At 63.9% G+C, this 12,235-nt stretch carries 9 protein-coding genes; 2 read left to right on the top strand and 7 right to left on the bottom strand.

What is annotated here, in order from left to right; all coding sequences use genetic code 11:
* Positions 1 to 22 precede the first annotated feature (22 nt).
* On the bottom strand, positions 23 to 775 hold the full coding sequence (locus tag B4C31_RS03730; RefSeq protein WP_291531386.1) for a heparan-alpha-glucosaminide N-acetyltransferase: 753 nt from the start codon (positions 773 to 775) through the stop codon (positions 23 to 25).
* A gap of 207 nt (positions 776 to 982) precedes the next feature.
* Here B4C31_RS03730 and B4C31_RS03725 point away from each other — a divergent pair, with 207 nt between their 5' ends.
* On the top strand, positions 983 to 1,789 hold the full coding sequence (locus tag B4C31_RS03725; RefSeq protein WP_291531385.1) for a YwiC-like family protein: 807 nt from the start codon (positions 983 to 985) through the stop codon (positions 1,787 to 1,789).
* Between the two features lie 314 nt (positions 1,790 to 2,103).
* Here B4C31_RS03725 and adhE read toward each other — a convergent pair whose 3' ends face one another.
* On the bottom strand, positions 2,104 to 4,836 hold the full coding sequence (gene adhE, locus B4C31_RS03720) for a bifunctional acetaldehyde-CoA/alcohol dehydrogenase (protein ID WP_288921243.1): 2,733 nt from the start codon (positions 4,834 to 4,836) through the stop codon (positions 2,104 to 2,106).
* A 407-nt stretch (positions 4,837 to 5,243) separates the two neighbouring features.
* Between adhE and glgX the strand changes: the two genes are divergently transcribed.
* Positions 5,244 to 7,583, top strand: a complete 2,340-nt coding sequence (glgX, locus tag B4C31_RS03715; RefSeq protein ID WP_414631837.1) for a glycogen debranching protein GlgX — start codon at positions 5,244 to 5,246, stop codon at positions 7,581 to 7,583.
* Between the two features lie 87 nt (positions 7,584 to 7,670).
* Here glgX and rpsI read toward each other — a convergent pair whose 3' ends face one another.
* The 5 genes from rpsI to B4C31_RS03690 form a co-directional block, all read right to left on the bottom strand.
* Positions 7,671 to 8,156, bottom strand: a complete 486-nt coding sequence (gene rpsI, locus B4C31_RS03710; RefSeq protein WP_033505266.1) for a 30S ribosomal protein S9 — start codon at positions 8,154 to 8,156, stop codon at positions 7,671 to 7,673.
* A 21-nt stretch (positions 8,157 to 8,177) separates the two neighbouring features.
* The gene (rplM, locus tag B4C31_RS03705) at positions 8,178 to 8,627 is read right to left on the bottom strand and encodes a 50S ribosomal protein L13 (protein ID WP_033505267.1); all 450 of its coding nucleotides are present in this window, start codon (positions 8,625 to 8,627) and stop codon (positions 8,178 to 8,180) included.
* Between the two features lie 277 nt (positions 8,628 to 8,904).
* Positions 8,905 to 11,070 carry a 4-alpha-glucanotransferase gene (malQ, locus tag B4C31_RS03700; RefSeq protein ID WP_291531384.1) on the bottom strand — a complete coding sequence of 722 codons (2,166 nt, stop codon included), beginning with the start codon at positions 11,068 to 11,070 and terminating at the stop codon, positions 8,905 to 8,907.
* A gap of 63 nt (positions 11,071 to 11,133) precedes the next feature.
* Positions 11,134 to 11,757 carry an AbrB family transcriptional regulator gene (locus B4C31_RS03695; protein ID WP_278710744.1) on the bottom strand — a complete coding sequence of 208 codons (624 nt, stop codon included), beginning with the start codon at positions 11,755 to 11,757 and terminating at the stop codon, positions 11,134 to 11,136.
* A gap of 51 nt (positions 11,758 to 11,808) precedes the next feature.
* Positions 11,809 to 12,235, bottom strand: a 427-nt coding sequence (locus B4C31_RS03690; RefSeq protein WP_291531383.1) for a YigZ family protein, incomplete at its 5' end; no start/stop codon positions are given.

Raw genomic sequence — 12,235 nt, 5'->3', positions numbered from 1 at the left:
CGGCTCCGCAGGCGTGTCGCCCTCAGACGTAGCCGAACAGGAGTATGCAGATGAGCATGCAGACGGGCTGATGCACCAGATAGATCCAGATGCTGTATCTACCGACCGTCGACAGCGGTGCCAGTCCATGCCGCGCCACAGACTGCGACGGGCGGATCGCCATCACGATCCGGTTCAGGAAATACCCGCAGATATACAGGAACAGCCACGGCAGAATCGGGAAGTAGTCGTTGGATCGGAAGCCCGGGAACGGGAAGCCGAACGGGGTCAGCACCCGACAGTCGTACAGCCAATCGGGCAGCTCCAACCGGAGCACGCCCGGCACGCCCAGATACCCCAGCTGCACATCCTTGAACACCACGAACAGTGCAAAGGCCGCAACCAGACCGATCGCCGCGGGAATCCGCCGCAACCCCGGCTCCATCGGGATCATCAACAGTACAGCGCAGCCGATGCAGTTGAGGATGCCAAACCACACCGCCTCGGCGGGCATGGCCAGCACCGTCACCCCGCTGATCGCCAGGCCCCAGACGTTCAGCATGATGCCGCGCTTGAGGTTGCCGCTCCTCCCCCACGACCACACGAATCCGGAGACCAGGATGAATGTCCAGCAGATCGACTGCTGCCAGATGTGCACGGCGGGCCGCGAGTACCAGGAGGGGTCTTGTCCGTAGACCATGAACACGTCGTAGCAGAAGTGGAAGATCACCATGCTGATGATGGCGATCCCGCGGATTGTATCGATCAGGTCGTAGCGTCCCTCACGCGTCGGCATCGCAGTCCTCCCCGCCGTCGGATGGTTCTTCGCACACTCTACCGCAGCCACCGTGACTCTGATCTATTCGGCCTGTTCGCTTATCCCGAAAACGCTGAGATTCCGGGGTTAGCATGATGGATCAGAGTCACGATAGATCAGAGTCCGGGAAAAGTGCGCAGAAAAATAGTCTGGACAGGGGCGGAGCACGCTGATTAACTGGAGAGCATGAACGTGAAGCGAAGCGAACCGTCCCGACCATTGTCCACGAAGGACTGGGTTCCGGATCAGCCCGGAGCATGGGCCTTGGCGCTGCTACCCGCCTTGGCCGGCATGGTGATCGGAGGGTTCGACGTCGGCCGACTGTGGCTGACGGGCGCATGGCTGCTGTGCTACTGCGTGCAGTTCACGGCGGCGAGATGGCTACGGTCACGATTCCAGCGTCGATACCTGCCGCCGGTGCTGACCTACGCCGCGCTGTTAGCGGTTGCGGGCGTGCCGCTGTTGGCGATGCATCCGCTGATTCTGGTGTGGGCACCGCTGTATGCGGTATGCGCCGGCGTTTCATTCCTGTGCGCATGGCTGCGCAGGGAAAGGTCACTGTGGGCCAATGCGGCGGCGGTGATCGCCACGTCGATGATGGCATACGTGGTATATGCCTTCGACGCCCCCGATCTGTTGGAACGGACCGGCATGGGGCTCGCGCTCGCCGGCATCTTCATGCTGACGCAGTTCGGATCGGTGCTGTATGTCAAGACGATGATCCGGGAACGTCGCAACAATCGATACCTTGCGGCGTCATGGATCTGGCATGCGGCGTTGCTGGCGTTGGCCTGCGCGGTTCCGGGTGGCACGCTGCCGTTGCCGATCATTGCGACAGCCCTCTTGCTCAGGGCGGTTGCGATGCCGCTGTTGGGGCGCAGGATTCGTATCAAGCCCATTGCGGTGGGGCTGCTGGAGATGGTGTTCAGCGTAACGGTGTGTGTCTACGCGCCGTTCTGCGCCCCATGGATTTCAGCGGCCCTAATGTTCTAGCCCAAACGCTGCGCGACACCGCATAACTACTGCAAAAGGGACAGCTGGAACCAGCCAAATGGACCATCTGGTGCAGCGACACCATAGGGCTGCAACAGAAGGGCCCGACAGGTCGGAACGGCAAGCCAGAGCGGGGCAAGGCGCTGCGGATATGCGTGGGCCCCGGGCGGATAACCGGTATCCGCCCGGGGCCCTTGAGGATGTCAATCCGAGACCGGCACCGAACCGATCGGCGATCGCTGGCGGCGGCTGGCCAATCAACGGTCAGTCGCCGCCACCACGCCGCTCAGCAGTGGCCGGTTGGCTCAGACAACTCAGACGCGCTCCGAAGCCTCCTCGGTCGCGGCCTCGCCCTGGCGCTCGACGCGCAGGCGATGGCCCTCGGCCTGGGAGACGCCGTAGTAGGCGGCGATGGCGATGTCCTTCATGTCCTCGATCATCGGGATGCGCGGGTTCGCGGGGGCGCACTGGTCCTCGTAGGCGCGCATGCCGATCTCGTCGATGATGGACCAGTAGTAGTCCTCGTCAACGCCGCAGTCCTGGAAGGACTTGTTCATCTGCAGCTTGTTGTCGCGGTAATCTTCCACGGCGCGGGCCAGGTTCTCGACGCCCTCGGCCGGGGTGTTGCCCGGGTTGATGCCAAGGTTCTTGGCAATCTCCTGATAGCGCTCCGGCGCGATGTACTTGTTGTACTTCGGCCAGCTGGTGGGCTCCAGCGGGATCTGACCGTTGTAGCGGATCACATACGGCAGCAGGATGGAGTTGGTGCGGCCATGGGCCACGTGGCACAGCGCGCCGATGGTGTGGGCCATGGCGTGGCACATGCCGAGGAAGGCGGAGCCGAAGGCCATGCCGGCCATGGTGGCGGCGTTGTGCATCTTCTCCTGGGCCTTGATCTTCTCCTCACCGGGCTCGGCGTTGACCGAGGTGGCCAGGTTGTCCCAGATCAGCTTGGCCGCGTGCAGCGCCATGCCGTCGGTGAAGTCGTTGGCGTACACGGAGGCGTAGGCCTCGAAGGAGTGGGTCAGAGCGTCGAAGCCGGCGTCGCAGGCCAGCTTGCGCGGCTGGGTGCGGGCCAGGACCGGATCCACGATGGCGACCGACGGGGTCAGCGCGTAATCGGTGATCGGGTACTTGTAGCCGGTCTTGTGGTCGGTGATCACGGCGAACGGCGTGACTTCGGAGCCGGTGCCGGACGAGGTCGGGATGCACACGAGCTTGGCCTTCTTGCCCAGCGGCGGGATCTTGAAGGCGCGCTTGCGGATATCGAAGAACTTCTCACGCACGTCGGAGAAGGAGATCTCCGGGTGCTCGTACAGCAGCCACATGATCTTGGCCGCATCCATCGGGGAGCCGCCTCCGACCGCGATGATGGTGTCGGGTTCGAACTCCTCGCGCATCATCTCGGCACCCTTCTCGACGGTCTCGACCGAAGGCTCCGGCTCGACGTAGTCGATGATGCGGAAGGTGACGCGGTTGGAACGGGCGCGCAGCTGGTCGATGACCTTGTCCACGATGCCCAGCTGCTCCATGACCTTGTCGCAGACGATGACGGCCTTCTCGATGCCGTACATGTCGCGCAGGTACTTGATCGCGTTCGGCTCGAAGTAGGTCTTGGCCGGGATCTTGAACCACTGCATGTTGTTGTTCCTCCGAGCGATGCGCTTGATGTTGATGAGGTTCACGGCCTGGACGTTGCCGGAGACGGAGTTGCCGCCGTAGGAGCCGCAGCCCAGGGTCAGCGACGGGGCGATGGCGTTGTAGATGTCGCCGACGCCGCCGAGCGAGCTCGGGGAGTTCCAGATCACGCGGCAGGCATGCATGCGCACGCCGTACTCACGCACGAGATCCTGGTTGTTGGTGTGGATGACGGCGGTGTGGCCGGCGCCGTGCACGAGCATCTGCTCGCACATCTTGAAGCCGGTTTCCTTGTCCGGGGACTTGAGCACGGCCTGGACCGGGCACAGCTTCTCCATGGTCAGCGGCTCGTTCTCGCCGACTTCCTTGCACTCGGCACAGATGATGGTGGTGTCCTCGGGGATCGAGAAGCCGGCGGCGTTCGCGATGAAGTGCGGGGACTTGCCCGGAACCACGCTGTTGAGCTTCGGGGTCTGGCCCGAGTAGGCGGTGCAGCCGAACATGTACTGCTCGAGCTTGGCCTTCTCCTCGTCGGTGACGAAGTAGGCCTTGCGGCGCTTGAGCTCCTGGACCAGCGGGTCGTACACATCCTTGTCGGCGATGATGGCCTGCTCGGTGGCGCAGATCATGCCGTAGTCGAAGTGCTTGGAGAGCACCAGGTCGTTGGCGGCGCGGACGATGTCCACGTCCTTGTCCACGTAGGCCGGGGCGTTGCCGGCGCCCACGCCGAGGGCGGGCTTGCCGGAGGAGTACGCGGCGGTGACCATGCCCGGGCCGCCGGTGGCCAGGATCGTGGCGATGCCGGGGTGCTTCATCAGCGCGCCGGTGGCCTCGATGGACGGGTGCTCGATCCACTGGATGCAGTTCTCCGGGGCACCGGCCTCGATGGCGGCGTCACGCACGATGCGGGCGGCTTCGGCGGAGCACTTCTGGGCGAACGGGTGGAAGCCGAAGACGATCGGGCAGCGGGTCTTCAGCGCGATCAGCGACTTGAAGATCGCGGTGGAGGTCGGGTTGGTGACCGGGGTCACGCCGGCGACGACGCCGACCGGCTCGGCGACCTCGTCGATGCCCATGACGTCGTCCTCACGGATGATGCCGACGGTGCGCTGACCGGCCAGGTAGTTGGTCACGTGTTCGCAGGCGAAGATGTTCTTGGTGGCCTTGTCCTCCACCAGACCGCGGCCGGTCTCCTCGACGGCCATCTTGGCCAGCACCAGGTGCTTGTTCAGCGCCGCGATGGACGCCTTGGCGACGATGTGGTCGATCTGCTTCTGGTCGAGCTTCTCGAACTCCTCAAGGGCCTTGAGACCCTTCTTGACCAGGGCGTCGACCTCGGCCTCGGCCGCTGCGAGCTTCTCCTCGGGGGTCGGCTTGGCCGGTGCCGCATTCTTCTTTGCTTCTGCCACTTCGGTCCTCCTCGATCTTGATAGATGCAAAGGTGTCTCTCTCCCGCCCCGAACGTCAAGGCGGAACCGTCACGAAAATTCTGTGACCTGCATCACAATCTAGCCGATAAACCCTACTTTTTGCCGGGTGGTTCGAATTGAGCGTGTCATGATTGAAGACTGACCGGAAACGTTCGATTACGGTAACTTTTTGTTCGCTTCTCCATTGAAACGCCCATCGAATGTTCTGTGTTGTTGTCTTTCGCTTCATGTTATCGCTACCAGTTCACCGGAGCTCACACAGCCGAACAGACGGCACCCGCCGGACGCGGCCGGACCGCGCCTCTTCCCGGAACAGTCAGTGCACCCAAAACGCCAGTTCACCCCCCGACGCCGGGGCAACCGGCCGCACTCCGTACAATGGTCGTATGAAGAACCCGACACTGCACCGCTATGCCACGCGTCCGGGATTCTACTTCACCGACGATGGTGGAGCCGACGTTGTGGTCCGATCCGAGAACGCCGATCAGGTATGGATGAGCGTCATCGAACCGCTGGGACGCCCCACGGCGTTCTTCAACGAGGCGATCCGCCTGGTGGACGATCCGAGCACGCCGTTCGTGGCGCAGATCCGCAACTACCCCGTGTCCACGCGCATCATCGAATCCCTGAATCTGCGCGAGACGCTGTTCCGCATGAGCGGCCCGAACTACGGCCTGTGGTATGTGCACCTGCCCAAAGCCTGGGACGGCATGCGCTATGGCTTCCGTGTGGACGGCACCTGGGACCCCAAGCACGGCGTGCGGTTCAACCCGTACAAGTTCCTCATCGACCCGCACGGCAAGGGCATCGACGGGCGCATGGAGCTGGATCCGGCGGCGTTCTCTTACCAGTGCGACATCGTGGACGGCAAGGTCAAGGGATCGGCGTGGGGCGCGATGAGCACCATCGACTCACTGGGCAAGGTGCCGATGTCGGTGGCGATCGACGACCGCGACGAGTCCAAGCACGAGGGCGAGCCCGACCACCCGCACGTCCCGTGGAGCAAAACCGTGATCTACGAGCTGCACGTCAAGGGGTTCACCGCCGACGCCCCGTGGCTGCCAGCGGAGCTGCGCGGCACCTACGCCGGGCTGGCGCACCCCACCACGCTCTCCTATCTCCAACGGCTGGGCGTGACGTCCATCGAGCTGCTGCCGATTCAGGCCAAGCAGGACGAGCTATTCCTGCAGGAGCGCGGCGGCACCAACTACTGGGGTTACTCCACGCTGAGCTATTTCGCGCCGGAACCCTCCTACGCCACCCGCAACGCGCAACGCAAGGGTGCGGCGGCCGTGCGCAAGGAGGTCATCGACATGGTGCGCGCCCTGCACGAGGCAGGCTTCGAGGTCATCATGGACGTGGTGTACAACCACACCTGCGAGGGCGGCGTGGAGGGACCGACCGTCTGCTGGCGCGGACTGGACACGCTCACCTACTACCGCCAGCAGAAGGGCAATCCCGGCCGGCTGGAGGATACGACCGGCTGCGGCAACACGCTGGACTTCACGAATACGCCGGTGGTGGCGTTCGCCATCGACTCGCTGCGGTACTGGGCCAAGCGTATCGGCATCGACGGCTTCCGATTCGACTTGGCCGCCTCGCTGGCGCGCCTGGACGGCGAGTTCACCAAACACCACCCGTTCCTGTACGCGCTGCGCAGCGACCTGCTGCTCGGCAACCTCAAGATCATCATGGAGCCGTGGGATCTGGGCAATCAGGGCTGGCGCACCGGCCAGTTCGGACTGCCGTTCGGCGAGTGGAACGATCGCTTCCGCGATACGACGCGCACGTTCTGGCTCTCCGATGTGGCCGCCGGCACCAAGTCCGGTAGCATCGGCATGCAGGAGATCGCCACGCGACTATGCGGTTCGGCCGACCTGTTCGCCACCGACCCCGGCCGCGGCGCGACGGCGTCGATCAACTTCGTGGCCTGCCACGACGGGTTCACGCTCACCGATCTGACCCGGTACGCCGTCAAACACAATGAGGCCAACGGGGAGAACAACATCGACGGCTCGAACACGAACCATTCGACGAACTTCGGCGTGGAGGGACCGAGCGTGGACGCCAGGGTGGAGGCCAAGCGCGAGCGGGCGGCCATGAACATGTTCGGCATGCTGCTGCTTTCGCTCGGCACGCCGATGCTGCTGGCCGGCGACGAGTTCCGCAACACGCAGGAGGGCAACAACAACGCCTACTGCCAGGACAACGCCATCACCTGGCTGAACTGGGATTGGATGCGCAAGAACAGCGATTCCCCGGAACGCCGGCGCATCGATGCGGTGTCGGAGCTCATCGCCATCCGCAAATCGCTGGAACTGTTCCACCATGAGGACTTCTTCACGCGACTGACCCAGCTCGGACTGCTCAAACCGTCCAGCCGGGTGCAGTGGTTCCTGCCGGACGGCACCACGCCGATGGAGGGCGACTGGTTCGACACCTCGATTCGCAGCTTCACGATGCGGCTGACGTCCAACGAGGAAGTGGATGTGCTGATTGTGATCAACGGTATCGATAAGGCGATGGATTTCCATCTGCCCGCGGACAGCATGTGGAAGTGCCTGTGGAGTTCGGCGGTGACCAGCGGCGACGAGCCGAAGCGCAAGACGGTTCGCGCACGAAAGACTGCGGGCGCCGCGGCCGCAACTGTGCAGCCCACGCCCGAAGACAACGTGTGGCGCGTGCCCGCGCTGAGCATCAGCCTGATCCAACAGATCGACTGGTAACGCACAGACTTGTATCACAGTCCGTGAATACGAAGCAGGGGTCCAACCCGTGAGGATTGGACCCCTGCTTCGTATAGCCGGTAAGGCTTAGCGCTTCGAGAACTGCGGAGCGCGGCGAGCCTTGTGCAGACCGGCCTTCTTGCGCTCCACGACGCGGGCGTCGCGGGTCAGGAAGCCAGCCTTCTTCAGGGCGGCGCGGTTCGCGTCACGATCGATGGCGTTGAGCGCACGGGCCACGCCGAGGCGGATGGCGCCGGCCTGGCCGGTGGTGCCGCCACCGTCGACGAGGACGATGCAGTCGAACTTGCCTTCGAGCTTCAGCAGCACGATCGGGGAGTTGACCTCACGCTGCAGCAGCTTGGAGGGGAAGTACTCCTCCAGGGTGCGGCCGTTGATGGTCCACTTGCCGGTGCCGGGGACGAGACGCACGCGGGCGACGGCCTCCTTGCGACGACCCGTGCCGTAGCCCGGGGCGATGGTGGAGGTGCCGGTGCCAGCGCCGGAGTTGGTCTCGGTGGTGTAGGAGGTGAGCTCTTCGGTCTCAAGAACCGCGGAGTTGTTGTTCTCAGCCATGATGTTCTATCTCCCTTCGGTTCACTTGCCCTGCTGCGAGACCTGGGTGATCTCGAAGGTCTGCGGCTTCTGCGGCGTGTGAGGATGCTCCTCGCCGGCGAAGATGTGCAAACGATCCAGCTGCACCTTGGAAAGACGGTTCTTCGGCATCATGCCCTTCACCGCGGCCATGATGATGCGCTCGGGCTTATTCTGCATCAGCTCGGCGTAGCTGTCACGGCGCAGACCGCCGGGACGACCGGAGTGAGAATAGAGTTCCTTGCCCATCTTGTTGCCGGTCAGCGCGATCTTGGAAGCGTTGATGACGATCACATGGTTGCCGGAATCGGCATGCGGAGCGAACGTCGGCTTGTTCTTGCCGCGCAGGAGGGTCGCCACATGGGTGGCGAGACGGCCGAGCACCACGTCGGTGGCGTCCACGATGTACCAGTCATGAGTCAGATCAGCTGGCTTCGGTGTGAAAGTTTTCACGATGTACCTTTTCTATATATTGTGTTCCGGGCCTCAGCCAGTCGCGTGAAGCAGTCGCGCCTGCCGTCGGCCTCATTATCCGTGGGCTCCCTGAAAGTCCTCGATGGCGAGTGGGAAAGCGCTTTGAAGGACCCCGTAGGGAAACACAACAATCGACTAGTATATCAGCGCCCTTGACTTTGCGGAACCGTCGTGTTGCCGAATAGTTCCGGTCTGTCAACAGCGCAAGCCCCTCCTTGCGGAGGGGCTTGACGCGTACGGTTCGAGGCCACCGGGCTTAGGACTGCATGATGGCGGTCAGGGACTGCAGTCGGGCGTTGTCGAACAGCGTCTCCAGCGGGACCACGTTCCCCTGCGCATCGGCCAGCGGCACACGCCAGTTCGGATACTCGTTGTTGGTGCCCGGCTGGTTCTGCGCGCGATGCTCGCCGACCGCGTCGGTCAGCGAGGCGGCCAGCAGCTTGGACGGCGCGGCCTTGAGCGCACGGTACAGCGATTCCACGATCTGCTGTTCGTTGGCATGCTCATCCTCCAGCAGCTTCGGGTCCAGGTAGCCGTTATCCACCAGCATCATCAGCATGGCGTTGTGCTCCTTGACGGCGCTCGCCTGGAACTCCTGCGCGGAGCAGGTCAGCAGGTTAAGCCGTTCGCGGATGCGCACATGCTCGTAATCCAGATATCCGGCGCACGGCGGCAGGTCGTGGGTGTTCACCGACGCCAGCGCGTACGGGCGCCAGGTCCTGGGCTCATGGAACACGCCGTCGGTCTGCTCGAACCATTCGACGGCGCAGCCCAACAGCCCGTGTTCGGCCAGCGAATCGGCCACGTACTCCGGCACCACGCCAAGGTCCTCGCCGACCACCACGCCGCCGACACGGGAGGCCTCGATGGCCAGGATGCCCAGCATGATGTCCGAATCGTAGTAGACGTAGGCGCCCTCCATGGCGGACTTGCCCTCCGGGATCCACCACAGGCGGAACAGACCGAGGATGTGGTCGATCCGCACGGCACCGGACTGGGCGAACATACCATGCACGATGTCGCGGTAGGTGCGGTAGCCGTTGTTCTCCAGGTCGATCGGGCTCAGCGGCGGCTGGCTCCAGTTCTGCCCCTGCTGGTTGAAGAAGTCCGGCGGTGCGCCGACGGTCGCCCCTTTGGCGAAACGCTCCGGATTCCACCAGACGTCGCAGCCGAGCGGATGGACGCCCACGGCCATATCGGCCATGACGCCGATCTGCATGCCAGCTTCCTTGGCTGCTTCCTGGGCGCTGCGGAACTGCTGGGTGGCGACCCACTCCATCCAACGGTAGAAATCGAGCGTATCCGGGAACTGGTTGCGCAAGTCCGCGATCTGCGGGGAGTCCTTGGTCAGCGAACGCTCCCAGTTGTTCAGGTCCGCGCTCGGCGCGCCCCACTTGTCATAGCACAGGCACCATGTGGCGTAGGCCTCCAGCTCCTCGCCGCAGGACTGCTTGAACGCCTCGAACTCGGCCTGTCGGGCTTCGTTGCGCCCGACCTTGAACAGAATCCACAGGGCGTGCATCTTGGCGCGCCACATCGTGTCCCGGTCGATGATCTGCGGGTCGCCGTTCAACGCGGCCACGCCGTCGTGCAGATCGTTGATCTGGGCCTTGACCGATTCGTCCGCGGTGCGGTACTCCTCGATGGACTCGGGCCGGATGTAGGTGAAGTTCACGAACCTGCGGGACACCGGCAGATACGGCGACGGGGTCAGCGGGGAGACCGGTTCGGCCGCGTGCATCGGGTTGATCAGCACGAAATCGGCACCGGTGCGCCGCTTGGCGTCCACCAGCAGCGTCTTCAGATCCTCGAAGTCGCCCACGCCCCACGAGCCCGCGGAACGAATCGAATACAGCTGGGCCATCCAGCCCCACAGCTGGCCGCTTTTCAGCGATTCGGGCAGCTCCACGCGGCTGGGGGCACTGATCAGCGTGGCATCCTGGGTGCGGCCATCCACCGACACATGCAGCGTGTGGTAGCCGGCCGGCACATCGTCGGGGATCTCCACCAGCGCGGAGGCGATGAACCTGCCGTCGATGATATGCGCCTGCTGGCTGCCGTCGCCCACCACGGCCAACGTGCCTTCGTACGGCTCCCCGTTCTCCAGCGTGATGCTGGCCGTCGGCACGGACATGATACTCGTATTGACCCGGATGTGATCGGTTGTGCCGGCGGTGTGCAGCACCGTGGGCGCCACCAGGCGGCCGTACCGCTCATGCACGATGGCGTTGATGGACCGCTCGATGGCCTCATCACTGGAGGCGTCCACCCCCAATGCCGCCAGCACGTCGATCAGCACATCGTCTTCGATCTCGTGATAATCGTTGCTCTGACCGACATAGCTTGTTCCGATTCCCAGCATCTTTGCCAGTCGAATCAGCGGTCGGGACAGACGTTCCTCTTGTTCTCTCTGGTCAGTCATAGTCCCAGTGTAAAACGCCGTAAACCGCGCCACGCGGCGGACATGCCGAGAATGCCAACGTTTTCAGCCTTGTGACAGCCGGCGCGAAGCCGCCTTGCGCACCTCCTCGGACGCATCCTGCGCCAATGCCGAGACCACCTCGTCCGGTGTATTGGGGTTCAGCGCCACCGCGCGGCGAATCATCGACGTGAGCACCGCGGGGCCTCCCGGCTCCCTGTCCACGCCGAATCCCGCCAGGAACGCCAGGGTCTCGGGACTGGTCCGCGGATCCTGCGCCCCCTCAAGCCGCATCTTCCATGATGTCCGCGCATTACGCAGCGCGACCTCCCGGACCTCTGCGGACTCGTCCTTGGTCAGCCGACCGACCAGCCAGTTCTTGTCCTGTTCATTCGCGGCCACGGCCTTGCGCACCTCGACCGACTCATCCTGGGCCAGCTTCACGAGGATGTTCGGGAACGGCATGGTCTGGGCCAAGGCGATGCGGTCCTCCAACGGCGTATGCGGGTTGCCCGCCACGGCCTCCAGCAACGCCGTCGCACGCGAGTAGCCGGCCTGATCGGATTTATCCGGCAACGGACGACGGGCGAACTCGCTCAATTCCGCCGCATCGGTGGAATGCCGCAAGCGTTCGTACACGGTCGTCAACGCCTCGAATTTCGGCTGCTGGGTCTGTGGTGCTTCTGTCATGCCCTCCAGCTTAGCCGGGACTTCGAACGACGGTACATATCTACCGGATATCTACTCCGCCAGCGGCACGGCGCGGTTGACCGCGTCCATCGTCTCCGGCACCACCGCCGCGTTGAACGTCTCCTGCAGCCGAGTCTCGAACGTCTCCGCCTGTTCCATCGGCACCGACACCTCCACCGTCACCCGATCAGTAAACTCCTGCCCGGTCTGCTCGCCGTCGACCGCCGCCATGATTCGCTGGAACGACCCGATCTGCGCGTACTCCAACCGCACCCGATACATCCGGCACGGCACGATGCGCGCCCGTCTCGCCGCCTTGACCGCCAGCGACGCACCGGTCGAATACGCGCGGATCAGACCACCGGAACCCAGCAGGATCCCCCCGAAATACCGGGTGACCGCCACCGCGCAGTCGGTCAGGCCGTTCGCACGCAACACATCGAGGATCGGCTTGCCGGCCGTGCCGGAGGGCTCGCCG

Source organism: Bifidobacterium sp. UBA4282 (assembly GCF_002394995.1).
GTDB classification, from domain to species: Bacteria; Actinomycetota; Actinomycetes; order Actinomycetales; family Bifidobacteriaceae; genus Bifidobacterium; species Bifidobacterium pullorum_B.
This window is presented reverse-complemented; position numbering and strand designations above follow the sequence as displayed.

Bases quoted from the DNA above. Each gene is read 5' to 3' on its own strand.
- rpsI (WP_033505266.1), bottom strand. From the start codon at position 8,156: ATGGCTGAGAACAACAACTCCGCGGTTCTTGAGACCGAAGAGCTCACC.
- malQ (WP_291531384.1), bottom strand. From the start codon at position 11,070: ATGACTGACCAGAGAGAACAAGAGGAACGTCTGTCCCGACCGCTGATT.
- B4C31_RS03725 (WP_291531385.1), top strand. From the start codon at position 983: ATGAACGTGAAGCGAAGCGAACCGTCCCGACCATTGTCCACGAAGGAC.
- glgX (WP_414631837.1), top strand. From the start codon at position 5,244: ATGAAGAACCCGACACTGCACCGCTATGCCACGCGTCCGGGATTCTAC.
- B4C31_RS03730 (WP_291531386.1), bottom strand. From the start codon at position 775: ATGCCGACGCGTGAGGGACGCTACGACCTGATCGATACAATCCGCGGG.
- B4C31_RS03695 (WP_278710744.1), bottom strand. From the start codon at position 11,757: ATGACAGAAGCACCACAGACCCAGCAGCCGAAATTCGAGGCGTTGACG.